The organism is Mucilaginibacter dorajii, assembly GCF_024808255.1.
GTDB lineage: Bacteria > Bacteroidota > Bacteroidia > Sphingobacteriales > Sphingobacteriaceae > Mucilaginibacter > Mucilaginibacter dorajii.
In genome coordinates, this window is sequence record NZ_JANTYS010000001.1 from 20,805 (window position 1) to 46,864 (window position 26,060).

General features: G+C 43.0%; 19 protein-coding genes. 18 read left to right on the forward strand and 1 reads right to left on the reverse strand.

Annotation, left to right across the window (positions count from 1 at the left end; translation table 11 throughout):
• The first annotated feature begins 277 nt into the window (after positions 1 to 277).
• The 15 genes from FHS10_RS00065 to FHS10_RS00135 all read left to right on the forward strand — a co-directional run bounded on the left by FHS10_RS00065 (position 278) and on the right by FHS10_RS00135 (position 18,632).
• On the forward strand, positions 278 to 1,165 hold the full coding sequence (locus FHS10_RS00065; protein WP_259086584.1) for a helix-turn-helix domain-containing protein: 888 nt from the start codon (positions 278 to 280) through the stop codon (positions 1,163 to 1,165).
• Between the two features lie 474 nt (positions 1,166 to 1,639).
• The gene (locus FHS10_RS00070) at positions 1,640 to 3,436 is read left to right on the forward strand and encodes an acyl-CoA dehydrogenase FadE (protein WP_259086585.1); all 1,797 of its coding nucleotides are present in this window, start codon (positions 1,640 to 1,642) and stop codon (positions 3,434 to 3,436) included.
• Positions 3,437 to 3,816: 380 nt separating this feature from the next.
• Positions 3,817 to 4,560, forward strand: a complete 744-nt coding sequence (locus FHS10_RS00075) for an electron transfer flavoprotein subunit beta/FixA family protein (RefSeq protein ID WP_259086586.1) — start codon at positions 3,817 to 3,819, stop codon at positions 4,558 to 4,560.
• Between the two features lie 53 nt (positions 4,561 to 4,613).
• Complete coding sequence (locus tag FHS10_RS00080) at positions 4,614 to 5,591, forward strand: electron transfer flavoprotein subunit alpha/FixB family protein (protein WP_259086587.1); 978 nt, start codon at positions 4,614 to 4,616, stop codon at positions 5,589 to 5,591.
• A gap of 349 nt (positions 5,592 to 5,940) precedes the next feature.
• Positions 5,941 to 6,384, forward strand: a complete 444-nt coding sequence (locus FHS10_RS00085) for an acyl-CoA thioesterase (RefSeq protein ID WP_259086588.1) — start codon at positions 5,941 to 5,943, stop codon at positions 6,382 to 6,384.
• A gap of 16 nt (positions 6,385 to 6,400) precedes the next feature.
• Positions 6,401 to 6,670 (forward strand): acyl-CoA-binding protein, encoded by a 270-nt coding sequence (locus tag FHS10_RS00090; RefSeq protein ID WP_259086589.1) that lies wholly within the window; start codon positions 6,401 to 6,403, stop codon positions 6,668 to 6,670.
• Between the two features lie 252 nt (positions 6,671 to 6,922).
• Positions 6,923 to 7,375, forward strand: a complete 453-nt coding sequence (locus FHS10_RS00095; RefSeq protein WP_259086590.1) for a DUF2147 domain-containing protein — start codon at positions 6,923 to 6,925, stop codon at positions 7,373 to 7,375.
• 27 nt (positions 7,376 to 7,402) lie between these two features.
• The gene (locus FHS10_RS00100) at positions 7,403 to 9,784 is read left to right on the forward strand and encodes a 3-hydroxyacyl-CoA dehydrogenase/enoyl-CoA hydratase family protein (protein ID WP_259086591.1); all 2,382 of its coding nucleotides are present in this window, start codon (positions 7,403 to 7,405) and stop codon (positions 9,782 to 9,784) included.
• 29 nt (positions 9,785 to 9,813) lie between these two features.
• On the forward strand, positions 9,814 to 10,989 hold the full coding sequence (locus FHS10_RS00105) for an acetyl-CoA C-acyltransferase (protein WP_259086592.1): 1,176 nt from the start codon (positions 9,814 to 9,816) through the stop codon (positions 10,987 to 10,989).
• Positions 10,990 to 11,022: 33 nt separating this feature from the next.
• On the forward strand, positions 11,023 to 12,837 hold the full coding sequence (locus FHS10_RS00110) for an AMP-dependent synthetase/ligase (RefSeq protein ID WP_259086593.1): 1,815 nt from the start codon (positions 11,023 to 11,025) through the stop codon (positions 12,835 to 12,837).
• Positions 12,838 to 12,845: 8 nt separating this feature from the next.
• On the forward strand, positions 12,846 to 13,622 hold the full coding sequence (locus FHS10_RS00115; protein ID WP_259086594.1) for an enoyl-CoA hydratase/isomerase family protein: 777 nt from the start codon (positions 12,846 to 12,848) through the stop codon (positions 13,620 to 13,622).
• 6 nt (positions 13,623 to 13,628) lie between these two features.
• Positions 13,629 to 14,540: an SDR family oxidoreductase gene (locus FHS10_RS00120; RefSeq protein WP_374759817.1), complete on the forward strand. Its 912-nt coding sequence runs from the start codon at positions 13,629 to 13,631 to the stop codon at positions 14,538 to 14,540.
• A gap of 422 nt (positions 14,541 to 14,962) precedes the next feature.
• Entirely contained in the window at positions 14,963 to 16,969 is a 2,007-nt protein-coding gene (locus tag FHS10_RS00125) for a TonB-dependent receptor plug domain-containing protein (protein WP_259086595.1), read from the forward strand.
• 34 nt (positions 16,970 to 17,003) lie between these two features.
• A complete protein-coding gene (locus FHS10_RS00130; protein ID WP_259086596.1) occupies positions 17,004 to 18,128 on the forward strand; it encodes a cytochrome-c peroxidase in 1,125 nt (374 codons plus the stop codon).
• Between the two features lie 6 nt (positions 18,129 to 18,134).
• Positions 18,135 to 18,632: a molybdopterin-dependent oxidoreductase gene (locus tag FHS10_RS00135; RefSeq protein ID WP_259086597.1), complete on the forward strand. Its 498-nt coding sequence runs from the start codon at positions 18,135 to 18,137 to the stop codon at positions 18,630 to 18,632.
• Between the two features lie 62 nt (positions 18,633 to 18,694).
• On the opposite strand, the gene FHS10_RS00140 is transcribed toward FHS10_RS00135, so the two are convergent.
• Positions 18,695 to 19,402: a FadR/GntR family transcriptional regulator gene (locus tag FHS10_RS00140; protein ID WP_259086598.1), complete on the reverse strand. Its 708-nt coding sequence runs from the start codon at positions 19,400 to 19,402 to the stop codon at positions 18,695 to 18,697.
• Between the two features lie 570 nt (positions 19,403 to 19,972).
• Here FHS10_RS00140 and FHS10_RS00145 point away from each other — a divergent pair.
• The 3 genes from FHS10_RS00145 (at position 19,973) to nanU (ending at position 25,995) form a co-directional block, all read left to right on the forward strand.
• Positions 19,973 to 20,863, forward strand: coding sequence for a DMT family transporter (locus tag FHS10_RS00145; RefSeq protein WP_259086599.1), 891 nt, complete (start codon positions 19,973 to 19,975; stop codon positions 20,861 to 20,863).
• 267 nt (positions 20,864 to 21,130) lie between these two features.
• The gene (locus tag FHS10_RS00150; RefSeq protein WP_259086600.1) at positions 21,131 to 24,433 is read left to right on the forward strand and encodes a SusC/RagA family TonB-linked outer membrane protein; all 3,303 of its coding nucleotides are present in this window, start codon (positions 21,131 to 21,133) and stop codon (positions 24,431 to 24,433) included.
• A 20-nt stretch (positions 24,434 to 24,453) separates the two neighbouring features.
• Complete coding sequence (gene nanU / locus FHS10_RS00155) at positions 24,454 to 25,995, forward strand: SusD family outer membrane lipoprotein NanU (protein ID WP_259086601.1); 1,542 nt, start codon at positions 24,454 to 24,456, stop codon at positions 25,993 to 25,995.
• Positions 25,996 to 26,060 lie beyond the last annotated feature (65 nt).

Genomic DNA, 26,060 nt, shown 5'->3' on the forward strand with positions numbered 1-26,060 from the left:
TAAAGCCTTTGTCTTTTTAGATAAGGGAAATTGCTTTTAAAGATTTGCGTAGTAAAAGGTAGCTCCTATGGAGCAAAAAAACATAAATTACTTGTTCTACAAATAGGTAGCCGCTATGCGGCATCGAATATTTAATAAGACGAAGGAATGCCGCATAGCGGCTACCTGTTATGCACATTGAAAGATGTTACTTTATGCAGAAATGTTAAACGCGATTTCCCTGCTTTTTAGATGTTTTTTTGTTGAATACGTTAAATAATTTATATATTGAAAATGTATGAATAATAAGATTGGACAGTTAAGCCTATCAAAATTTGCACATCTTTATGCCGATAAGCTGGCCGGTGCTGATTTTTTTGTTGTTGATGAAAAACAGTTGCTGAGTTTAAGCGAATATCCCTATCGCTCTGATGGTTATATTATAGGTATTTGTACACGGGGCACTGCCAAGGTAGAAGCCAATTTGCAGATTTACGATGCCAGGCCCGATGCCATGCTGCTGGCAACTCCCTTTCACGTTTTAAGGATCTATAACAGCAGCCCCGATTTTTTATGCCGCTTTGTTGTTTTTAGTAAAGCTTTTTTAACAGAAAATAGTGTTAACAGTCATTTCCTGGAATCATTCAGCTATTTCAAAAGCGCGTCTATCCCCGTAATTTATCCGGATAACGCGGATGCCAGGATGATATTGGAAATTTATTTATTGATACAGAAGAAACTGGAGCGTGAAGGGCATCCCTACGATGTTGAAATATCCAGGAGCATTTTAACAACCCTGCTTTATGAAATACAGGCCATTTACGAAAAACAACATACCATTATAAAAGGTAAACAAACCCGTAAACAGGAATTGAATGTACTTTTCCAGGACCAGGTTTTTCATCATTATAAAGAACACCGTAACGTGCAGTATTATGCCGACGCGCTTTGTGTATCGCCCAAGCACCTCACAGAAACCGTTAAGGACGTTACCGGAAGAACAGCAGGGGAGTGGATAGATGATGCCGTGATATTGGAAGCCAAAGTATTATTGAGAAATCACGACATCAGCATAGCCCGTGTAGCCGAAGACATACATTTCCCCGATCAATCGTCGTTCGGCAAGTATTTTAAGAAACAAACCGGCATGTCGCCGTCAGATTACAGGGCGGTATCGGCTCGTTAGGTACCGCATACTTACATCGTTTTAAACCTACACTCTAAACAAAACGGTGTCATTTCGAACGAACCGGGGTGGTTTTATGCGCCGGGGGGGTGAGGAGAAATCTTATAGAAACGGACGTTCGGCCATGCCAATCGTATAAGATTTCTCCTCGCCCCCCGCTTTCCCCAGCGCCTGCTCGTTCGAAATGACATTTTTCTTTAATAAAAAAGATGTGGGTACAATCTAACCCAATCAACCGACTTTTTGACTAATATCTCCGCATTGCAGACCTTTCTTTGCTTTAACAAGCCCATTAATTTTACTCCTGATTATAAAACCAATAGCTGCCACAAAAAACGGTGTCCTTGCTAACCGGGGAAACCTGTGCAGTATGAAAAAACAATACAACTAAGTAAAATTGGTTCCGTCTATCGTGAATGATATGGTGACACCAATTTTTGAAAAGGAAAACAGATAAAATTAAATAGTCATTTTATGAATGCCACTGAACCAATGAAAGCTATAAAAGGCGGGGAGTTTTTGATCAGGGAAACTGCTGCAGATAGCATTTTTATTCCCGAAGAATGGAATGAAGAGCAATTGATGATAGCCGAAACATGTACCAACTTTTTGGCACAACAGGTAACACCAAACCTGCAACGTATTGACGAACAGGAGGAGGGGCTAATGCGTCATTTAATGGACGAGGCCGGCGCGCTTGGCTTATTAGGCATATCCGTACCCGAAGAATACGGCGGTTTTGGCAAAGATTTTAAAACATCTATGCTGGTTACCGAAAAGCTTGGGGCCGGGCATTCCTTTTCTGTCGCGTTTTCGGCACATACGGGCATCGGCACCATGCCCATATTATATTATGGTAATGAAGCGCAAAAACAAAAGTATGTGCCTAAACTGGCAAGCGGGGAGTGGAAAGGTGCTTATTGCCTTACAGAACCCTCTGCAGGCTCAGATGCCAATTCGGGTAAAACCCGGGCAAAGCTTTCTGCCGATGGTAAGCATTACCTTATCACCGGACAGAAAATGTGGATCACCAACGCGGGCTTCGCCGATATATTTACCGTTTTTGCCAAAATAGATGATGATGAAAACTTGAGCGCTTTTATTGTCGAAAAAGATTTTGAAGGACTTTCGCTAAATACCGAAGAACATAAAATGGGTATTAAAGGTAGCTCGACCCGCCAGGTGTTTTTTAACGATTGCAAGGTGCCGGTAGAAAACCTGCTTTCTGATAGGCAGAACGGATTTAAAATAGCGGTTAATATCTTAAATCTTGGTCGTATAAAATTGGGCGGCGGCACTGTTGGGGCAAGCAAGGATGTGATTACGGCTTCGGTGCGCTATGCCAATGAGCGTGAGCAATTTGGCCGTTCCATTTCAAAATACGGGGCTATAAGATATAAACTGGCCCAACAGGCTATCCGTACCTATGCTTCAGAATCGGCAGTGTACCGGGCCTGCCAGAACATGGAAGAGGCTACAGAAATGTTGATTTCATCGGGCCTGGATGAAACAAAAGCCAAATTAAAAGGAACGGAGCAATACGCCATAGAAGCGGCCATTCTTAAAGTTCATGCATCAGAAGTGTTAGATTATGTAACCGATGAAGGCGTACAGATTTACGGTGGCATGGGCTACAGTGCTGAAGCACCGATGGATAGGGCTTACCGCGATTCCCGGATCAACAGGATCTTTGAAGGTACCAATGAAATTAACCGGCTGTTAACGGTTGATATGATGCTTAAACGCGCCATGAAAGGTGAGCTTGACCTGATGGGCCCTGCCCAAAAAGTAGCCGGCGAGCTGGTAAGCATCCCAGACTTTGGGGCAGATAGTGACGATAGCTTATTCGCCAAAGAAAAGAAATACATCGCCAACTTTAAAAAAGCCATCTTGATGGTTGCGGGCGCGGCAGTTCAAAAGTTAATGGCTCAATTGAGCAAGGAGCAGGAAGTACTGATGAATCTGGCCGATATGCTGATAGAGCTTTACGTGAGCGAATCCCTTCAATTGCGGGTAGAAAAACTGGTAGGCTTAAGAGGGGAGGATGCCTGTAAAGAACAGTTGGATATCATGCGTGTTTATATCAACGACGCGGCAGAGCACCTGGCAAAATCTGGCAGGGAGGCATTAAACTCATTTGCCGAAGGCGACGAACGCAGGATGATGCTGATGGGCCTAAAACGCTTCACCAAAACCGAAGATTTTAATACAACCCAGGCACGCAGAAACATCGCCGCCAGGCTTATCGCCGAAAATAAATACTGTTTTTAAAGTTACGGGGTAGGAGAGGAAAATGTGTTTATTGAACCTTGAGTGTTTAAAAGATTTTTATTCCCTCCCAACGGGCTACTGTGTGTACACATCTTTCTAAAAAAAGAAAAATGTCATTTCGATAGAGCGAAGGAGGGCATGTGCGGGGCGCGAAAGAGAAATCTTATACAACTCGCAAAGCCGAATGTCCGTTTGTACAAGATTTCTCCTCACCCCCAGCGCGCGCATGCCCCGCTGGTTCGTTCGAAATGACATCAGTTTTGTTTAGTGATACGATTTCAAAAGATGTGTACCACGGTAGCTTCGGGAAAGGAATCGCACATCCTGTACTCTTAACCTTTTAAGTTTATTACATCAACCTAAAAAACAAAAATCTGATAATGAAAATATTAGTGTGTATAAGCCAGGTGCCGGATACCAGTACTAAAATTGTATTAAAGAATAACAATACCTCGGTTAGCAGCGATGGCGTTACCTATGTGCTTAACCCGTACGATGAATGGTATGCCTTGATCAGGGCCATCGAATTAAAAGAAAGCGGTATAGCTACCGAAATTCACCTTATAACTGTAGGTAAAGCAGATGTTGAGCCCGTGATGAGGAAAGCGCTGGCATTGGGTGGCGATGAAGCCATTCGCATTGACGCTGAGAGTAGTGATGCTTATGAAACCGCCGGTTATATAGCAGCATACGCCGCGCAGGTAGGATACGATCTTATTTTATGCGGTAAGGAATCTATAGATTACAATAATGGCACTACCGGAACTATGCTGGCCGGTTTGCTGGATATGGATTACATTGGTTTTGCAACCGATATTCAGATTGAATCAGGCGCAGCCTTGGTAAAGCGTGAAATAGAGGGTGGCGAAGAAACGGATACCTGTAATTTACCTTTGGTTATATCCTGTCAAAAAGGCGTCGCCGAGGCGCGTATACCCAATATGCGTGGCATTATGGCCGCCCGCACACGGCCTTTAAAGGTAATTGTGCCATCTAAAATAACAGCGGTAACAGAAATATTAACCTATGAATTACCTCCTGCCAAGGCCGGCATAAAACTGGTAAGTCCGGATGATATGGACGGGTTGGTGGCGTTGTTACATACCGAGGCGCGGGTTATTTAATATCAATTTTATTGTCTGTTGTATTTACAACGGCGTATCCTAATAAAAAAAATATGTCTGTAATAGTATTGGTAGAACATACCGGGGGAGTTATAAAAAAGAAAAATTTCGAGGCTGTACAATATGCGTCGCAAATAGCCAAAAAAGCAGGTACAACAGTAACAGCGCTTGTTTTAGGAACTGTTACCGAAACCGAAATGGAAGGCCTTGGTCAATATGGCGCGCAAAAAGTGTTACACATTGCCGATGCCCGTTTGGATGAGTTTCATGCAAGAGCGTATTCGAGTGCATTGGTAGCGGCGGCCGAAAAAGAAACCGCCAAAATAATTGTAACACTTCATGACATTGGCGGGCGAATGGTTGCCCCACGCGTGGCTGTACAATTAAAAGCAGGTTTGGTGGCTGGCGCGCTTTCGTATCCCGATACCGAAAAAGGATTTGTAATTAAAAAAGCAGTCTTTTCGGGTAAAGCGTTCGCTTATGTGAATATTTTAAGCGATACAAAGGTAATTATGCTGATGCCTAATACTTTCCCCGCAACAAAACAGGAGGGTAAGGCTGTTGTAGAACGGCTGGATATAAGCTTTAGTGAAAAGGATTTTGTGGTAAAAGTTAAATCGGTAAATAAAGTAACGGGCGAGGTATCGCTTGCCGATGCAGAACTGGTGGTGTCTGGTGGTCGGGGGATGAAAGGCCCGGAAAACTGGGGCATATTAGAAGACCTGGCAAAAGAGTTAGGTGCTGCCACAGCTTGCTCGCGCCCTGTGGCCGATTCACATTGGCGGCCACATCATGAGCATGTAGGCCAAACAGGTGGTACCGTGCGCCCCAATTTGTATATAGCCGTAGGCATATCGGGGGCCATACAGCACCTCGCAGGTGTTAACGGTTCAAAAACGATAGTAGTGATTAACAAAGACCCCGAAGCTCCATTTTTTAAAGCTGCCAATTATGGCGTTGTTGGCGATGCGATGGAGGTTTTACCAAGGCTAACCGCGGCAGTCAGGAAATTTAAAGAACAGCATAAATAATAAATGCCTGTTTAAAAATAAATAAAAATATAGCCATTGCGAGTTATAAAACCTGCGGACTGTGAAGGAGATGATGACGTAAACCGGGCGCAGACGACTCACCCCGACGAGGCTCCGCCCGTCGGCCCTCTCTCCAACTTCGTTGCAAAGAGGGCAAAAAACTTTTAAACCCTCTTTACGGCGCAGCCGGAGAGAGGGTGGTCCAGCGAAGCGTAGACCGGGTGAGTCGCAGCCAGCGTTCATGCGAATGTTTCAGCTTTGTACTTCACAATTGACGGGTGTATACGCCCTCAATGGAGGGTAGGAAATTATTACCGAATAAAAATTAAACAGGGTCTAAATCAGCATTATGGATTTTTTTTATGAAGGGCAGGTACTCTGGTCGCAGATCGACTCGAACCAACACATGAGGCACTCGGCTTATGCCGATTTTGCTGCACAGGCGCGCATCACCATGCTGGAAAGCCTGGGTTTAAAATTACCCACGCTTTATCAGTACAAAATAGGCCCTGTATTATTCAGGGAAGAACTGATTTACCTGCGCGAGATAGGTATGAATGAAACCATAAAGATAACCTGCGAACTCATCAAAGCCCGGCGCGACGGTTCCCGCTGGGCCATAAGGCATGAGTTGTACCGTGGCGATGGGGTTAAAGCCGCAATTATAAACGCAGAAGGATCCTGGATAGATATGGAAAAACGCAAACTGGCCATATTACCAATAGAATTGAGTCAGATGTTTATGAATGCACCCAGGAGCAGCGATTATCTGGAAGAGGGCGATCCTGCCTGAAATCAAAAGTTTAAAAATGAGCGATTTAAAAGAAGCCTTTGAAAAAGCGGTTACGGATAGTAAATTACTATCATCAAAACCAGATAATGAAATATTACTGCGCCTTTACAGTTTATATAAACAGGGAACGGAAGGTGATATAAATACAGACAATCCTCCGGGTATGTTTGATTTTGTGGCCAAAGCAAAGTTTGATGCCTGGCTAAAATTGAAAGGCACAACTGCAGATAACGCTATGCAGCAATATATCGACCTTGTGAGGCAATTATCAAATAAAACCAGTTAAATTTAATATCCGAAATATTGACAAATGTTTCCGCCGTTTTAACCTTTGTAATACGCTGTATAAATAGATATTTGTTACTATAAACCACCCGGTAATTGCCGGGAATAAATTATAAACCATTTTATAATTCTGCCTGTCCTGTTTTTAAAATGATACCTGCATGTGCCGGAAAATCGCTGTTGGGCGATTCTACAAAGCATTTGGACATTTCAAAAAAAGAAGAGGCTTTTTATAAAAATAATACCTAAAGCAATGTTCGTATCCATAAAGCAATCCGCCCGTTTTGTATTGATATTGCTAACTGCAGTATCTGTAAGTGTATGTGCAAAAGCGCAAACTGATAAAATAGAGGGCTTGTGGTACAATGATGTAAAAAGCGCCAAAATATTGATCACCAAAGATGCCGATAACAAGTTTAACGGCAAGGTGGTATGGCTTAAAGAACCCTTAAAAAACGGCAAACCTAAAGTTGATGAATTGAATGTTGACGAAAAATTACGTTCGAGGCCCAGGTTAGGTCTGCCCGTATTAGCCGGTTTTGTGAAAGACGGCGATGATAAATACACCGGAGGAACAATTTACGATCCCAATAACGGCAAAACGTACTCCTGCAAAATAACCTACAAAGGTAAAACCCTTGATATACGCGGTTACATTGGCATTTCGCTTTTTGGGCGTACCACTACTTGGTCAAGGGCCGAATAAGAAAATAATAATAAATAAGCTTTACTGATGGATGCTAAACGAATTATAAAAAAAGTTGCGGTATTGGGGTCGGGAGTAATGGGCAGCCGTATAGCCTGCCATTTTGCAAATATCGGCGTACAGGTACTGTTGCTTGATATTGTGCCCAAAGATGCCCCCGCGGGTGATAAAAAAGCCCGGAATAAAATTGTTAATGATGCGCTTGATTTTGCTTTAAAATCAAACCCATCGCCCGTTTATCTGAAATCATTTGCAAAACGCATCACCACCGGAAATTTTGATGACGATATGCCCAAAATTGCCGATTGCGATTGGGTGATTGAAGTTGTGGTTGAGCGCCTGGATATTAAACAGCAGGTATTTGAAATGGTAGAAAAATACAGGAAACCGGGTACGCTTATCACCTCAAACACATCCGGCATCCCCATTCATTTAATGGCCGAAGGCAGGAGTGATGATTTCAGGAAGCATTTTTGCGGCAGCCATTTCTTTAACCCTCCACGATATTTAAAACTATTGGAGATCATCCCCACAAAAGAAACATTGGCAAGCGTTGTTGATTTTTTGTTGGAATTTGGCAGCAAGTACCTGGGCAAAACCACAGTTTTGGCCAAAGATACCCCGGCATTTATTGGTAACCGTATTGGGGTTTTCAGTATCATGAGCGTATTGCATTATGTGCAAAAAACCGGGATGACGGTTGAGGAGGTTGATAAACTAACCGGGCCGGTAATTGGTCACCCTAAATCGGCAACGTTCCGCACCAATGATGTGGTTGGCTTGGATACCATGGTGCATGTTGCCAATGGCCTTTACAAAAACGCGCCGGATGATGAGGCCAGGGAATTGTTCAGGATCCCATCATTTGTAGATGAAATGCTGAAAAATAACTGGCTGGGCAGTAAAACCGGGCAGGGCTTTTACAAAAAAGAAAAAGTTGACGGGGTAAACCAGTTTTACGCGCTCGACCTGCAAACCCTGCAATACAAACCATCGCAAAAAGTGAAATTTGCTTCTTTGGAAACTACCAAAACAGTCGATAGCCTTAAAGCCCGGTTAAAGATATTGGTTGCAGCAAAAGACAAAGCAGGCGATTTTTACCGCGCTACATTCTATGAGCTATTTGCTTACGCCAGTAACCGCATTCCCGAAATAGCCGACGAGCTTTATAAAATAGATGCTGCCACAAGCGCAGGTTTTGGCTGGGAAATGGGCCCCTTTGAAAAATGGGACGCGCTGGGTGTTAAAGATACAGTAAAGGCCATGGAGGTGGCAGGAAACAAACCCGCCCAGTGGGTGTATGACATGCTTGCGGCAGGGGTAGAAAGCTTTTATAAAATAGAGGATGGTAAACGCTTGTATTATGATATCCAATCTAAAAGCCACAAGGAAATTCCGGGAACGGAAGGTTTCATCCTGTTGGATAATATCCGCGCCACAAATACGGTATGGAAAAACAGCGGAACTACCATCACCGATATAGGAGATGGCATATTGAACCTGGAGTTTCATACCAAAATGAACACTATAGGCGGGGAAGTAATTGAAGGCATTAATAAGGCCATCACACTTGCCGAAACAAGCTACAAAGGGCTGGTGATCTCAAACGAAGGAGCCAATTTTAGCGCCGGGGCTAATGTGGGCATGATATTTATGATGGCCGTTGAGCAGGAGTTTGATGAGCTGAATATGGTCATCAAGGCCTTTCAAAATACCATGATGCGCATCCGTTATTCATCTATCCCGGTGGTAATAGCGCCGCATCAAATGGCTTTGGGCGGCGGTTGTGAAATGTGCTTACACGCCGATAAAGTAGTAGCCCATGCCGAATTGTATATGGGCCTGGTTGAGTTTGGTGTTGGCCTTATACCTGGCGGCGGCGGAACCAAAGAATTTGCCCTGCGCCTTTCAGATGAACTACAGGACGGTGATATCGAACTCAATAATTTCCGGGATAGGTTTTTAACCATTGGTCAGGCTAAAGTATCCACATCGGCCTATGAGGCTTTTGAGTTTGGCTACCTTAAAAAGGGAAGAGACCTGGTTGTGGTATCCCGCGAGCGCTTACTTGCCGAAGCCAAGCAGCAATGCCTGCAAATGGCCAATGAGGGCTATATGCAACCCATCCCGCGCAGCGATATCAGGGTATTGGGCAAGCAGGCCCTTGGTCTGGGTTATGTGGGGGCTAATACCATGTACAGTGGTAATTACATCAGTGAGCACGATGTTAAAATATCTCAGAAACTGGCCTATGTGCTTTCTGGTGGCGATTTGTCTCAGCCTTCGATAGTGAGCGAAGATTATTTGCTGGGATTGGAGCGTGAGGCCTTCATCTCGCTTTGCACCGAAAAGAAAACGCTTGAGCGGATTCAGTCTATTTTAACAGGCGGCAAAGTGTTAAGGAACTAAATTTTAATACGTACAAAAATCTCGATAAAATGAACGCATATATAGTGGCAGCCAGCCGCAGCGCTGTTGGAAAAGCTACCCGGGGCGGGTTTAGATTTACCCGGCCGGATACCCTTGCCGCAGATGTGATAAGGCAGTTAATGGCATCTGTGCCTAATGTTGATAAAGAGCAGATTGACGATGTGATTGTAGGCAATGCAACACCCGAGGCAGAGCAGGGCTTAAACGTAGCCAGGCTCATATCGCTCATGGCGTTGGATACCGATAAAGTACCCGGTATGACCGTTAACCGCTACTGTTCATCGGGCCTGGAAACTATCGCCATAGCCTCTGCAAAAATACACAGCGGCATTGCCGATTGTATTATAGCAGGCGGCGTAGAAAGCATGAGCCTGATCCCGATGGGGGGCTGGCGCATTGTTCCTAATGCTGATGTTGCCCTGGCACACCCTGATTATTACTGGGGCATGGGCCTTACAGCCGAAGCAGTGGCAAAAGAGTATAATATCAGTCGGCAAGAGCAGGATCAGTTTGCTTATAACTCGCACCAGAAAGCTATCAACGCTATTAAGGCGGGTAAATTCAAGGATGAAATAGCCCCGGTAAATATTGTGGAAACCTATATTGATGAAAGCGGCAAGAAAAAGAACCGGGAATTTAAAGTAGATACAGATGAAGGTCCAAGGGCAGATACATCCATTGACGCATTGGCTAAACTAAAGCCTGTTTTTGACGCGAAGGGAATGGTAACCGCCGGCAATTCATCCCAAACAAGTGATGGGGCGGCTTTTGTAATGGTGGTAAGCGAACGCTTTTTAAAACAAAACAACCTTAAACCAATTGCAAGGCTGGTTAATTATGCCGTGGCAGGCGTTCCTCCACGCATTATGGGCATAGGGCCATTGGTGGCTATCCCCAAAGTATTGAAAATGGCGGGGATGAAGCAGCAGGATATCGACCTGATTGAATTGAACGAAGCGTTTGCATCGCAATCATTGGCTATCATTAAAGGATTGGAGCTTGATCCCGAAATAGTAAATGTAAATGGCGGCGCGATAGCGCTTGGGCATCCGCTTGGCTGCACGGGGGCCAAGCTTTCGGTTCAGCTGTTTAATGAATTGAAACGGCGGGATAAAAAATATGGTATTGTTACCATGTGTGTAGGCACCGGGCAAGGCGCAGCGGGTGTATTTGAATTACTGTAAAGGCTAACCTTTATATAAGATAACTGTTGCCATATGGAAAACGCGACACGATTATTTGACTGCATAAACACCCAGGCCAGGGCGCCAAGGGTAGATTTGTTGAATGCAAAAGAAAATGGCTCCTGGAAATTATACAGCACAGCCGAGGTACATACCATGGTTTACCAGTTATGCACCGCGTTGATAGATCTGGGCGTTTCAGGTAATGACGGTACCGCCGCCGGGCGGGATAAAATTGGGCTGATCAGCAATGGCAGGCCCGAGTGGATAATAACCGACCTGGCAGTACAGCAAACCGGTGCTATACTGGTTCCCTTATATCCCAACACAGGTACCAAAGAAATTGAACAGATCCTGAATGAGGCCGAAGTTAAATTTGTATTTGTAAGCAGTAAAGATTTGTGCGATAAGGTAAAACTGGTACACGCAAACATACCATCGCTAAAAGCCATTTACACGTTTGACCATATAGATGATTGCACGCATTGGAGCGTGCTGCTTAAGCCCCTGGCTGATGGCTATGAGCAAAAAATAAAAGCGATAAGCGATAGCATTACCGAAAACGACATTGCAACCATCATTTATACATCTGGTACCACCGGCAGACCTAAAGGGGTAATGCTTACTCATAAAAATATCATGAGCAATGCAATGGCTTCTGGTGCGGTGCTTAGCCAGATACCATTAAAAGAAAGAAGCGTTTTAAGCTTTTTGCCCCTGAATCACATTTTTGAAAAGATGTGTACCTACGTTTATCTGTACTACGGCTTTTCCATTTACTATGCCGAAAATATGGACACCATCGGGCCAAATTTAAAAGAGGTAAAACCATCGCTTTTTACAGCCGTGCCGCGTTTGCTTGAAAAAGTGTTTGAGAAAATTATGGTGCAAGGCCAAAAGCTAACCGGTATAAAAAGGAAGATCTTTTTCTGGTCGGTAAAGGTGGCAGAAGCCTATGAGTTACATGATACCAGCCTGTGGTACAAAATTAAACTGGCCATAGCCGATAAGTTGGTATACAGCAAGTGGCGCAACGCCATCGGCGGCAATATCAAAGCGATAGTGGTCGGCAGCTCGGCCTGCCCGGTTAAGCTGGAAAGGATTTTTACCGCGGCAAATATCGTTATTATGGAAGGCTATGGGCTTACCGAAACTTCGCCGGTAATTGCCGTAAACTGTTATGAAAAAAGCAAAAGGAGATTCGGAACAGTTGGCCCCTTGCTGAGCGGTGTGCAGGTTAAGATAGCCGCCGATGGTGAGATCCTTTGTAAAGGCCCCAATATCATGGCCGGATATTATAAAAATGCAGAGCTTACAGCCGAAGTAATAGAAGATGGCTGGTTCCATACCGGGGATATCGGCGAATTGGACAAGGACTCGTTCCTAAAAATAACCGACCGCAAAAAGGAGATATTTAAAACATCAGGTGGCAAATACGTAGCTCCTTTACCTATCGAAAACAAGATGAAAGAAAATTATTTCATTGAGCAAATGATGGTTGTTGGGTCCGAAAGAAAGTTTGTTGCCGCGTTGATCGTACCCTCTTACACCCATTTAAAGCCCTGGTGCGATAAAAATGAGATCCCATTTTTATCCAACAAAGAGTTAATTAAAGATGCCAGGGTGATAGAGCTATATCAATCCATCATCAATACTTATAATCCCGAGTTTAACCATGTTGAACAGGTGAAGAAAATAACATTGTTATCCAATGAATGGTCTATAGACAGCGGGGAACTTACGCCAACTGGTAAAATGAAACGAAAAGTAATTGCTGAAAAGTACAAGACCGAAATAGATAAAATGTACCCCAGCGAAGTGAACGAAAATCCAACGTTTGTAAACTGAATAAGCCGATGAGTACATTTCAAACAACAATACAGGGCAAACTGGTGGTGATAACATTGGATAGGGGGCGTTCAAATGCCATCAACCACCAGATGGTTAAAGAACTGGCCGACTGCATAAAAAAGCTGGAGAATGATGACAATGTAGGCGGGGTGATCTTAACCGGGAAGGAAGGCTTTTTTTCGTCGGGGATAGACCTGATTGAGGCTTATGAATATAATGAAAGCCAAAGTCGTGAATTTTGGATCGATTTTTTGGCACTGCAACATATTTTAACAGCTTTCAGGAAGCCGTTAGTGGCGGCCATAAGCGGGCATAGCCCTGCCGGTGGCTGCATATTGGCTATTTGTTGCGATTACCGGGTAATGGCTACGGGTAAATTCATCATCGGCTTAAATGAAATCCCTGTTGGTATTATTGTGCCCGATAGCGTTTTTAATCTGTATGCTTTCTGGCTTGGTCAGCGTAAAGCTTATCAATATTTAATGGAGGGGAAATTGCTGCAGGTAGATGAAGCGCTTGAAGCGGGGTTGATTGATGAAATCAGCGCGCCGGGTGGCTTGATGAATGCCGCTATTGAAAAGGTAACAGCTTACATGAAGCTTAACCCGGTTACCTGGAGCCAAAGTAAGCTTAACTTACGTAAGGAGCTGATCAATAAGTTAAAAGTCGATCAAACCGATACTTTAAATAAGATGCTGGAGCAATGGTGGGCACCTGCAACCAGGCAGGGATTGCAAATGATGATCCAAAATTTAAAATCAAAAAATACTGCTGCTAATTAATTGATGATGACAGATCCGGAAACTCCAAATAATGCTACGCCATTCAATCCCGCAACTGCCGGTGGTATGCTAAGGGAAAATGCCCTGAAGGGAAAAACCATCATAGTTACAGGTGGCGGAACCGGGCTTGGCAGGGCAATGGGCACTTACTTTTTGCAATTAGGCGCCAGCCTGGTAATCACCAGCCGTAAATTGGATGTTTTGAAACAAACGGCTGCCGAAATGGAAGCCGAAACAGGTGGCAAGGTATTACCCATTTCCTGCGATGTTAGGAAATATGACGAAGTTGAAAAAATGCTGCAACAAGCCATTGAGACATTTGGCCGGGTTGATGCGCTTTTAAACAATGCAGCCGGTAATTTTATTTCGCCTACCGAACGCTTATCGGCAAACGCGTTTTCGGCTATCATTGATATTGTTTTAAAAGGTTCTGCCAATTGCTCATTGGCTTTGGGTAAATACTGGATTGGCGAAAAAATACCTGGTAATATATTGAATATTGTTACTACCTATGCCTTTACCGGTTCGGCCTATGTGGTGCCGTCTGCCTGTGCAAAGGGAGGCGTGTTGGCCATGACCCGCTCTTTAGCGGTTGAGTGGGGCAGGCATGGCATACGTACCAATGCCATTGCGCCAGGCCCATTTCCTACAAAAGGGGCATGGGACCGATTGCTTCCGGGAGATATGGCCAAAAAGTTTGATTTTAAGAACAGGGTACCCCTTAAACGGGTAGGTGAGCAGCAGGAACTGGCTAACCTGGCCGCTTTCCTGGTGTCCGATTTTTCGGGTTATATAAACGGAGAGGTTATTACCATCGATGGGGGAGAGTGGTTGCAAGGTGCCGGCCAGTTCAACGCGCTTGAAATGATCCCGGCCGAAATGTGGGATAATATTGAAAAGGCCACCCGGTCGGCTTAAGTAGATTGCTTCGTGCTTGCTCATGACAAGTTGTAGATCCCAAACTTACGAAGTTTTTAAAACTTCGTAAGTTTTTCGCCGGTTTGTTATTTTTACCTTCAGAGGCCGCGGATTTTACAACTACCCATTACAAGTCCACCATGTCATTGCGAGGCACGAAGCAATCGCATGCTATACAAGGCGGATCTGTACAGTTCGCGATTGCTTCGTTCCTCGCAATGACATAGCTTTATATTGCCATTCCACCTTCAGAATTTCGCGGAATTTTAGAACTCAGGATGACCAATCTTTTTACAAGCCGCCATGGGTAGGCACGAAGAAAAACTTTAAACAATTGAATTTTTAATGAAAGGATAATAAAAAATAGAAGCTTTTCTATAGCTTAGCGTTATATATAAAAAAGCATAACGAAAACTATAAAAATGAAGCTAACATTACCCTTATTTACAATTATCCTATTAATCTTATCATGTTTTTTTAGCGTGCAGGCTAATGCGCAGGTTGCAGATACAAGCAAACATGTCTTCCAACTTGGCCAGGTTAATATTATAGGCACCAAAGACAGTTTAAGAAGCAACAAGCTAAGCGCCGGTACGCTTAATTTATATAACCGGTACGATGTATCGCATGCCTTGAGTTTATTGCCCGGTGTCACCCTTACAGCCATTGGTCCACGAAATGAGTCGGCTGTAAATGTACGTGGGTTTGATATCCGCCAGGTTCCTGTTTATTTAGATGGGATCCCTTTATATGTACCTTACGATGGTTATGTGGATTTGGCAAGGTATAATACATTTAACCTGTCGGAGATTAATATTTCTAAAGGTTATTCATCCGTATTATTCGGGCCAAATGCCGAAGGCGGAGCGATAAACCTGGTGAGCCGCAAACCTGCAAACCCTTTTGAACTGAACGCGGTTGCCGGATACCTTAACGGCGGCTACCGCCTTAATACAAACATTGGGTCTAACTTAGGTAAGTTTTATTACCAGGTTTCTGCTTCGCAATTAAAACGCGATTATTTTCCGCTTTCATCATCTTTTACACCGGTTAAAAATGAAGATGGCGGCCACCGGGATAATTCTTACAGCAACGATATTGATGTAAGCGGCAAAGTTGGATTTACGCCAACGGCATCGCAGGAGTATGCTATTGGCTATAGTTACCATCATGGTACAAAAGGTACACCCGTATACGCGGGCAACGACCCACAAAATTCTTTACTCACCAAACCGCGTTACTGGAAATGGCCTAACTGGGATACCCAGGGCCTGTACCTGTTAAGCAACAACAAGATCAATGCAACTAATGTGATTAAAACCCGCTGGTATTACAGCCAGTTTAAAAACGAGATTGACAGTTATGACGATGTAAACTATAGCACCATTACCAAACCTTATGCCTTTAAAAGTATTTATAATGATTACACATTGGGAGGCAGCGTGATATTTGAGAATACTGATATCAAGAATAATAGCTTTAGCGTTGTGGGGCAATACAAACAGGATGTGCACCGGGAACACAACGTAGGCGAACCAACGCGGCGTGATGCTGATAATAATTTCTACGCGGGTGCAGAAGACACCTACCATATTACGTCGGCCCTGAAGGTAAATGCGGGTGTAGGTTTTAATGACAGGCGTAATACTCAGGCGCAGCTGTACAGCAACAACGTAATTTCTGACCTGCCCGGTGGCGGAAACAGCGCGTGGAATGTGCAGGGCCTTGTTCAATATGATTTGGATGATACCAATTCACTTAGCTTTTCTGTGGCGCGTAAAACCCGGTTTGCGACCATCAAGGATCGCTATTCCTTTAAATTAGGCACAGCCATTCCCAATCCCGATTTGAAAGCAGAGGACGCCTTAAATTATGATTTGAGCTATCATACGCTTATTGGCAGTAAATTAACCTTACAGGCATCCGGCTTTTACAGTAAGATCAATAATAGTATCCAAACCGTTAATAATGTAGCTGTGGATCCTACCACGCACGTAAACCTTTCACAGGTGCAAAACGTTGGCCGGGCAGAATATTATGGCGCAGAATTTGCCGCCGGTTACCCAATTAACACGCAATTAAGAGTGGACGCCAATTATACCCTCATCGTGCGTAACAATCTGTCGGCCCCTCAAATCTATTTTACAGATGTGCCCAAGCATAAGGTGTTTGCGTCGATACAATATTCGCCTGTTGCCAAATTATACGTGCTGGCATCTGAAGAGTATAATTCAAAAAGATATAGCACCAGTTACGGCACAACATCCGGCGCGTTTTATTTAAGTAATGTAAAAGCACACCTTACTTTGGTAAAAGGATTATCTTTAGAAGGCGGTGTAAACAACTTATTCGACCGTAACTATACACTTGTAGAAGGTTACCCCGAAGAAGGAAGAAATTACTTTGTTAACCTGATGTTTAACTATTAATTGATCATTTGAGGTGTTGATAGAACGATATAAATTGAAATTAAACCGGTATACATCTTTATCTAAAGTTGGTGTACTGGCGTTTCTGTTCTCCCTCACCATTGGATTATCAGCCTGGACTTATTACGAAGATCCTATCCCCACTGGTTCCTTTCAATTGGTCTATCCGGCTAACTTCGGCAATCGTATTAATGTTCCTGCTGATAATCCTACAACTAAACAAGGCGTTTACCTCGGTCGCCTTCTGTTTTATGAAACAGCGCTTTCGGCTGGCAATAAATTGTCCTGTTCAAGCTGTCACAGGCAAGAGAAAGCCTTTACAGATGGTAAAGCATTGAGCGAAGGCGTTGACCATGTATTATCAACCCGAAATTCGATGTCGTTGGCTAACCTGCTTTGGACAAGGAAATTCTTTTGGGATGGCCGTGCGGCCAGCCTGGAAGAGCAGGCTGCTACCCCCTTAAGTAACCCGCATGAAATGGGGCAATCTTTAACTATATCCGCTCAAAAGCTTAGTCGTATTCAATCCTATCCTGCATTATTTAAGCTGGTTTATGGCGACACCCTGATTAATGGCGACCGTATTGTGAAAGCCATCGCCCAATTTGAGCGTACGCTGATCTCGGCTAATTCACGCTATGACCAATATTTAAGAAATGCTTATCAGCCTAATGAGCTGGAACAAAAAGGAATGGCCTTATTTAACCAGTTCCCGCAGCCCGAAAAAGGTATCCGTGGTGCTAACTGTGCACATTGCCATGGGGGCGCCAAAACCTACATGGAGTTATTTCATAACAATGGCCTGGATAGTATTCCCAAAGATGAAGGTATAGAAACTTTAACAGGCTTACCCGCAGATCGCGGACGGTTCAAAGTGCCAACGTTAAGGAATATTGCGCTTACCGCACCCTATATGCATGATGGCCGCTTTAAAACAATGGAAGAGGTAATAGACCACTATAGCGATCACATCAAACAATCCGCTTCTTTAAGTTCCTTTTTACAGGGAGAGTCTAATGAAATTGGTGGCACATCATTAAAGCTATTACCCGAAGAAAAAAAAGAGCTGATCGCTTTTTTAAACATGTTAACCGATTCAACTTTCATCAGTAACCCCGCATTTTCCAACCCTCGTTTACGTATTGCCTCAAATAAATAATATACCATGAAAAAAATATCTTTAATTACCGCTCTGGCCTTTTTGAGCCTTTTGCCTTTGCTTACCATAGCGCAATCTCAACAGGCCGCAGTAAAAATAACCGGAGAGGTTGCTACTCCGCTGACTATTAATAATGAAGACCTGCAGAAGTTCAATCAAACCACCGTAGTAAGAAAAGACAGGGACGGTAAAGACCACACCTACTCGGGCGTGCCTGTTGCCGACCTGTTACAAAAAGCAGGTGTTACCATGGGGCCCGAATTGAAGGGCGAAAACCTAACTAAATATTTATTGGTTGATGCCAGTGATGGTTACCAGGTAACGTTTGCTTTGGCAGAACTTGACAAAAGCTATACAGATCGCGTGATCATACTTGCTAACCAGGTAGATGGAAAACCTTTACTCCCGGCCGATGGCCCATTTCGCATTATTGTGCAGGACGAGAAGAAGCCGGCCAGGTGTATTAAACAGGTAGTTAGCTTTAAGATAGCTTTTGCGAAGTAAAATAAGTGCGGTTTAAAACACTTATATTTATTAGTTTAACTATGAATTACTTATCACTCATGTTATTCAAACAATCGGGAAAAATGATTTTCTAAATGGTTTCGCATTCCATTCCTAAGCATTTCTGCTGATCCGTTTTCTATTAAATCTACCAGGCCTGCATGGGAAACAAACTTTTTAAAAGTTACCGGCTTTTTGAGCAGGCCGCTTTGATGTACATAATTGAAAACCGGCAACAGCATTTTTTGAAACTTCCTTAGGGTCTCATTTCCGGTTATGTCGTACAACTTACCGTGAAACTTTATTTCCTGTTCTACTAAAAATATTTCAGCCTGCGCTTCATTGGGCTCAACAGCAACAATAGCCCTTAATTCAGCAATATCTTCAGGCGTTACCCGCTCAATAATAAAATCGGCCATTCCTATCTCCAATGACAAACGCATTTCAAATATCTCTTTTAGGGTTGAAATATCTAATATTTGGGGATTCATGCTTTTTTCAAGAATCGAGATCAGGTCAGGGCTGGTAATCACGGCTCCCCTTTTTTTCTTGGAATCAATCAAGCCCATCATTCGTAACCGGAGTAAGGCCTCGCGAATTACAGTGCGGCTAACACCCATTGCCTGGGTTAGTTCAAGCTCTTTGGGAATAGTGTCCCCAACCTTAAAGTTCTTTTCTATAAAAAGCTCAATCAAATTCTTTTCAACCCTGTCAACAAGGGAACTGGTATCGATATTTCTAATGCTTTCAATAAGATCGTTAGATTTCATGTAGTTTAATATGCAATCCTCAACCAGGTACTAACAAAAGTTATAAATCTGGAATCAGTTATTAAATATTGGGACAAAGGTATAGTTAAATTTCATATTATTGCATCATGTAATACATAATACAATAATGTAAACTTTTGCACAATCAAATATAAACGAAATTAGGTGATTCTATAAGCAGCTTAAATGGTATGGCGAAATGCCGGTATCAATTTTAATAAGCTACATATACCTTTGATCTATCCCTTTATAATTGATATTGCTCAGAGCCTGTTTTAAAATAAATAAAAAGATCGTCATTGCGAGGAGGAACGACGAAGCAATCCCCAAATTACAGGGCGGATTTGCACAGCGACTCTGTAATTTGGGGATTGCTTCGTACCTCGCAATGACGGTGGCGAGGGTGTTGTGTGTGGGGGGGGATATACACTGACAATCAGTTTGTTATAATTACGGGTGTATATGTGCTCAATGGAGTGTATAAAAATATTTTGAAAGAAACTTAAACAGGTTCTAAATCATCTATCATGCCAAATACTTTAATTACTGATACCTTACTGAACTTTTAAGATGGATATCATTGAAGGGTTGTTATTCGCTTTTTTCTGGGCTTCTGCTACCATAGCCACCAAGTTTGCCGTACGGTCGGCTGATCCTTTTTTGTTAACCTTTTTAAGATTCGCATTGGTTAGCATCATTTTACTCACCTATATCTACATTATTAAGAGAAAAAGCAACAGATGGCCGCGTATTGGTGAGTGGCGACATTTATTGATCTTAGGCCTATGTAACGTGACACTATATATGACGGGTTACCTTATTGCGATTCAAACGGTTTCGGCCGGGCTTATTAGTTTGGCAACGGCCACTAATCCATTGATCCTTATTTTGCTCTCGGCGGTTTTCCTTGATAAAAGACCATCAGCCAGGCAATGGATTGGCATCGTGATCTCCATTTCCGGTTTAGTACTGGCCTCGATACCCAACCTTATGCACAGCCATGTAACTTTTAAAGGACTAATGGCTTTGATTGCCGGTATCACAGCCCTCTCTTCGGGAAGTATATATTTTTCAAAAAATAAAATGGATTTGCCCAGAATGGCGGTAAACAGCTGGCAAATTACCATAGGTGGATTCTTCTTCTTGCCTGTTATATGGCTCAACCGGGCCAATAGCTTTATTAAATTAGATTTGAACTTTGCTTTATCATTTATCTGGTTGGTTGTGCCGGTATCTATAGTTGCTTATTCGTTATGGTTAAACCTGGTTCTTAAAGATCCGGTTAAAGCCGGCGGTTGGCTTTTCTTAACCCCGGTTTTAGGCTATATAATGGCAATCCTTATTCTTCATGAGCAGGTTACACTGTTTGGTACGGTTGGCGCGATATTGGTTGTTTGCGGTTTAATGTACTCCCGGCAAACTAATCGGGCGCAAAAAAACAAGCTTAATTCAATCTCCTAACCCGAATTAGCCGTATCCGCCCCAATATTTGTTAAATCTTAAGAGCATTGTAGCTGGTCATAGCCAGTCCCGGCCTGTAGCGTTAAGACAAGGCAGCACTTTCCTGGTAAATTCATATTCCCTCTGTTTTCTTTCAAAAATTTAAGAGTGTACTTATAACACTCAGATAATCAAGTCTATTTTTTTTGACTTAATTATTTGGAAAGAATCATTTCATTACATATAATTGCATTATGTATGACATAATTCAAAATTAAAAGATCAATTATGAACCTAAAATTTACTTTCTTCAAAGCATTATCAACGGTTGCAGGCGTTTTGCTCTGTACGTTATTACATGCCCAAGCCATTAAAATTTCCGGCAAGGTCACCAGCGATGATGACCATGGCGTATTACCCGGGGTTACTGTAATGGTAAAAGGGACTACAAGGGGTATCCCCACCGCTATTAATGGTACGTATACCATTGAAGCAGCGCCCAGTGATGTACTGGTATTTAGTATATTAGGCTATACTACCCAGGAAATTAAGGTTGCCGATAAAACAACTATCAATGTTTCGCTTAAGCCCGACAATAAAGCGCTTAACGAGGTTGTGGTTGTTGGTTACGGAACACAATCACGAAAAAGTGTTACCGGCGCCGTTGCCAAATTAGATAATCAGGTACTTGCTACCGCGCCGCGTGCCAATATAGGTAGCGCCCTGCAGGGAACTATATCTGGTTTGCAGGTGGTAAGTCCCAGCGGTACGCCGGGTGCAACGCCTATTATCCAGCTAAGAGGCGGGGCAAGTATAAATGCCCCAGGTGCACCGCTTGTAGTGGTTGATGGTATTATCCGGGCATTTAATGATATACCGGCCGAGGATATTGCTTCTGTTGATATGTTAAAAGATGCGGCTTCGACAGCAATTTATGGTGCGCGGGCAAATAATGGGGTAATTTTAATTACTACCAAACAAGGTAAAAATGGCACCTCAGAGCTTACTTACAAGTTTACAGGCGGATATAACCAGCAAAGGCAAGGTTATCAGTATTTAGATGCTAAGGATTATATTTATTACGGCAGGTTAGGTGGTATCAATTCTGGCCGTACGCTGGGCGCTATTAACGCTACCCGTGGGTATGGTTTATTAACTGATGCCGCAAGTTTAAATTCTTTTGATATACGGGCCGAAAACTCATCCAATGTTAACTTATTACAACAGGGCTGGCAGGATATGGATGACCCGGCTAATCCGGGTAACAAGATTATTTTTAAAGATCATAGTAAAGAAATTTCAAAACTTTTATTCAGAAATACCCATACCCAGGACCATTATTTAACTGGCATGGGCGGCAACGATAAAGGCAGATATTTTGCCAGTTTAGATTACTACAATGAAGACGGTACCATTGTGGGAACCAACTATAATCGCTACTCAGGTAATTTCAATGGCTCTTATAAAATAAAGCCAAATCTGGAAATCAGCAGCGGTACCACGCTTTCAACCTCATCACAGATTGGTGTGGTAGGTAATTCAGAAGTGAGCTCACTTTACAGAACACAGGCCCTTTGGCCAACATTTAATCCCTGGTTAGATGCTGCACAAACACAACCTAATCCGGGTAACTCCGTAACTGATGGTAATCCACTTTACTGGTTAGGGAAGTTACAACGCACTAACGAGGTGGACCGTATTACCGTAAACGCGGCTTTAAAATGGGATATTTTACCCAATTTATATTTAAAAGTTTCGGGTAATGGTTATTTAAATCAAAGAACCAACCAGTCTTTTCAGGAAGCTACCCAAACTTATGCCAACCTGCTCAACAATACCTACAGCAGTACTGCAAGGGATGCTATAACTAATTATGACCGTGTTTTTCAGCAAACGTATAATGCAACGCTTAACTATACCAAATCATTTGGAAAGCATGATCTGAGTATATTACTGGGTGCCGAATATTATGATCAGAAAGAACTGTATTTTCAGATTGACGGGCAGAATGCGGCAACCGATAATATCTCTACCGCAAATGCATCAACACTTTTTCCTGTTGGATCAAATACCGGCTATAAGTTACAAAACCGCATCATCTCGTCATTTGCCCGTCTAAATTATGATTATGATCAACGCTACCTGCTTACAGCGGTATTACGTGAGGATGGTGTTTCGCAACTGGCTTCGCAAAACCGGATTGGTTATTTCCCGGGCTTCTCTGCCGGCTGGAATGTGCATAACGAAACGTTTTATAAAGATCTTGGGATTGGGAAAATTGTATCCTCTTTAAAACCACGTGTAAGTTATGGGGCAAACGGTAATATTGGCCCATTGGGTAACTATGATGTACAGGGTTTATATAGTTCAACCACGTTATATAACGGCAACGGAGCTTTTTATAATGCTGCGCCAACCAATGTTAACCTGGTTTGGGAAAAAAGTAAAACTTTTGATGTGGGTGCCGATATTGGTTTTTTAAACGATAGAATTAGCCTGCTGTTTGACTATTACAACAGAAAAACCAGCGATTTGCTTACAAATTTACCACTGCCAAGTTATTCTGGTTTCTCAACGCTTGAAACCAACCTGGGTACCTTACAAAACAAAGGTTACGAGTTTTCCATTAAAGCCAACATTATCAATCAGCCCAATGGCTTAAGGTTAGATGTAGGTGCCAATGCTTCGTTTGTTAAAAATAAGGTTTTAAAACTGCCTTATAATGGTAATGCAAATAACCGCCAGGGAGGGCTTCAGATATTTGATCCTAAAAGCGGCCAGTTGGTATGGGTAGGCGGTATACAGGAAGGGCAGTCCCTTGGCAATATATATGGCTATAAGCAGGTATCCATATTTAAAAATGCGGCGGAGGTTTCGGCTGTTGCCGGTAACCGTATTGATAATATTGCAGGTATTACCGGCCCCAACCTGCCGGCAGGCCCCGGAGGCCATATTACCCCAGGTGATGTGAACTGGCAAGACGTAAATAACGATGGTATTATTGACTCCAGGGACCAGGTTTATTTGGGTAATATCTATCCAAAATGGACCGGTGGGTTTAATGTTAGTGCCGCATATAAAGGCATTTCGCTTTATTCACGGTTTGAGTATAACACAGGTAACACAATTTATAATGATTTACTGGCCCGTACTTTGGGTGGTTACCAGGGAACCTTTAACTATACCACCCAGATATTAAACTCATGGTCGCCCAACAATACCAATACTACTGTACCCAAAGCATATTATGCAGATCAGGTAGTTGGTTCAAAACAAAACTATACCCGTGGCAATAATGCGAGCGGTGTGTTAAACGGCAACAATTCCAGTTTGTATGAAAGCGGAAATTACCTGGCGTGCCGGGAGATTACCCTTTCTTATGATTTTCCGAAATCATTGGTTAGCCAGAGTAAGGTTTTGTCAAGAGCAAAATTATATGTAAGCGCCGATAACTTGTTTTATATCAAGAAGTTTTCGGGCGCTGCGCCAGAGCCTCCTATCACTCCGGGCGGTACAACAATCAATGGTATTTACGCCGGCACTTATCCTACTCCAAAAACATTTGTATTAGGCATCCAGGCATCATTTTAAAAATATTTAATCAATTAAGTATGAAAAAGTATATAACTATCATATTATCAGGTCTGTGGATACTGGTATTGTCAACCTCATGCAGAAAGCAGCTGGATTTATCGCCGGTGAGTAGTGTGAGCGATGCCAACTTTTGGAAAACTGCCGATCAGTTTGATTCATTTGTTGCGGGTGTACACACACTTTTCCGCAATAACAATTCGGCTTTCCAAACATTGGGCGAGATGCGTGCCGATATATTTGCAACAGATCCGGGCTCCAGCTCTACTTTTACCGGGGAGGCAACACAAGGCCTGGAACGCCTTTGGACCCAAAACCTGAACCTGGATAATCCGGGAGTAAGCGGCTTTGGAGGTTTCTACACCAATATTAGTCAGCTTAATTTATTGATATCTAAGTTAAACAGCACAACGGTGGTATCAACAGCAAATAAAAACTATTACCTGGGGATTGCCTACGGTATGCGTGCTTTTTACTATTACCATTTATACCGTTCATGGGGTGGTGTAGTTATTCAAACAGAACCTACAACAGGTACATCAATTGATATTTCAAATTTAGCCAAGGCGGCTTCAAGTGCCGGTGATGTGCTGGCTTTAATAAAGGCCGATATAGATAAATCTGTAACCAGTTTTGGTGCCGATTATTCTTTCAGAAATGCAAAAGGCTACTGGTCAAAATCGGCTACCTTAATGTTAAAGGCCGATGTTTACCTCTGGACAAGCTATCGCGGAGGTGGCATAGCTGATGCAACTATAGCTAAAGCAGCTTTAACTGATATACAAACCAATGTTGCCGCTTTACAATTATTGCCTTCATATGCTAACGTTTTCCCTACTACCAACCGCGGCAACAACGAAATAATTTTTGCTATCCGCTATCAGCTTAATGAAGCAAGCATGGGTTTTGTTTCGGGTAGTTTTGTACCTCAAAGTTCACTTATCATTAATTTTAGCGACTCATTAACTAACCGTCAGTTTACTGTTACTACCGATAACTGGGGAGGGCTGTTAAGGGCACCGGTAAAAATTGCTGCGTTCAGGCAATTTAACACTAATGATACCCGTGCGTTGGCTACTATTCAACCTGCCTATACCAAAACAGGTGGTACCTATAAAATTGCCGGTTGTTTTGTAGATAAGTTTGCCGGTGAGCAAAATGCTGGTTCAAGAACAATTGACAACGACTGGCCGGTTTACCGCTACGCCGATCTGTTACTGATGAAGGCTGAAGCCGAGATAGCCCTTGGGCAGGACCCAACTGCCGAAATAAACCTGGTAAGGGCCAGGGCTTACGGTGCTAATTATAATGCCGGTGTTCAGGGATATCCTAACCAGGCTGTTGATGGTAACGCTAAGGAAGCTATTTTACAGGAACGCCTGCTTGAATTTATTTTTGAAGGAAAAAGGTGGTATGATTTGCGCCGTATGGGCGATAGTTATGTTTATGAACATACTACATTATTACCTTCACAAGCATACGCACTTTATTGGCCTATTGACAGAACATCACTTACCAATAACCGCGACCTAACACAAACAACAGGTTACGCGTCATTTTAACTAAATCAGCACCCTTACCGGGAACCAAAACCGGTAAGGGTATTTATCATCAATATAACCGGGCG

Coding starts and splice junctions, on each gene's coding strand:
- FHS10_RS00125 (WP_259086595.1), top strand. CDS start 14,963: ATGAAGCTAACATTACCCTTATTTACAATTATCCTATTAATCTTATCA.
- FHS10_RS00140 (WP_259086598.1), bottom strand. CDS start 19,402: ATGAAATCTAACGATCTTATTGAAAGCATTAGAAATATCGATACCAGT.
- FHS10_RS00105 (WP_259086592.1), top strand. CDS start 9,814: ATGAACGCATATATAGTGGCAGCCAGCCGCAGCGCTGTTGGAAAAGCT.
- FHS10_RS00085 (WP_259086588.1), top strand. CDS start 5,941: ATGGATTTTTTTTATGAAGGGCAGGTACTCTGGTCGCAGATCGACTCG.
- FHS10_RS00145 (WP_259086599.1), top strand. CDS start 19,973: ATGGATATCATTGAAGGGTTGTTATTCGCTTTTTTCTGGGCTTCTGCT.
- FHS10_RS00115 (WP_259086594.1), top strand. CDS start 12,846: ATGAGTACATTTCAAACAACAATACAGGGCAAACTGGTGGTGATAACA.
- FHS10_RS00095 (WP_259086590.1), top strand. CDS start 6,923: ATGTTCGTATCCATAAAGCAATCCGCCCGTTTTGTATTGATATTGCTA.
- FHS10_RS00120 (WP_374759817.1), top strand. CDS start 13,629: ATGACAGATCCGGAAACTCCAAATAATGCTACGCCATTCAATCCCGCA.
- FHS10_RS00070 (WP_259086585.1), top strand. CDS start 1,640: ATGAATGCCACTGAACCAATGAAAGCTATAAAAGGCGGGGAGTTTTTG.
- FHS10_RS00080 (WP_259086587.1), top strand. CDS start 4,614: ATGTCTGTAATAGTATTGGTAGAACATACCGGGGGAGTTATAAAAAAG.
- FHS10_RS00065 (WP_259086584.1), top strand. CDS start 278: ATGAATAATAAGATTGGACAGTTAAGCCTATCAAAATTTGCACATCTT.
- FHS10_RS00135 (WP_259086597.1), top strand. CDS start 18,135: ATGAAAAAAATATCTTTAATTACCGCTCTGGCCTTTTTGAGCCTTTTG.
- FHS10_RS00150 (WP_259086600.1), top strand. CDS start 21,131: ATGAACCTAAAATTTACTTTCTTCAAAGCATTATCAACGGTTGCAGGC.
- FHS10_RS00110 (WP_259086593.1), top strand. CDS start 11,023: ATGGAAAACGCGACACGATTATTTGACTGCATAAACACCCAGGCCAGG.
- FHS10_RS00100 (WP_259086591.1), top strand. CDS start 7,403: ATGGATGCTAAACGAATTATAAAAAAAGTTGCGGTATTGGGGTCGGGA.
- FHS10_RS00075 (WP_259086586.1), top strand. CDS start 3,817: ATGAAAATATTAGTGTGTATAAGCCAGGTGCCGGATACCAGTACTAAA.
- FHS10_RS00090 (WP_259086589.1), top strand. CDS start 6,401: ATGAGCGATTTAAAAGAAGCCTTTGAAAAAGCGGTTACGGATAGTAAA.
- nanU (WP_259086601.1), top strand. CDS start 24,454: ATGAAAAAGTATATAACTATCATATTATCAGGTCTGTGGATACTGGTA.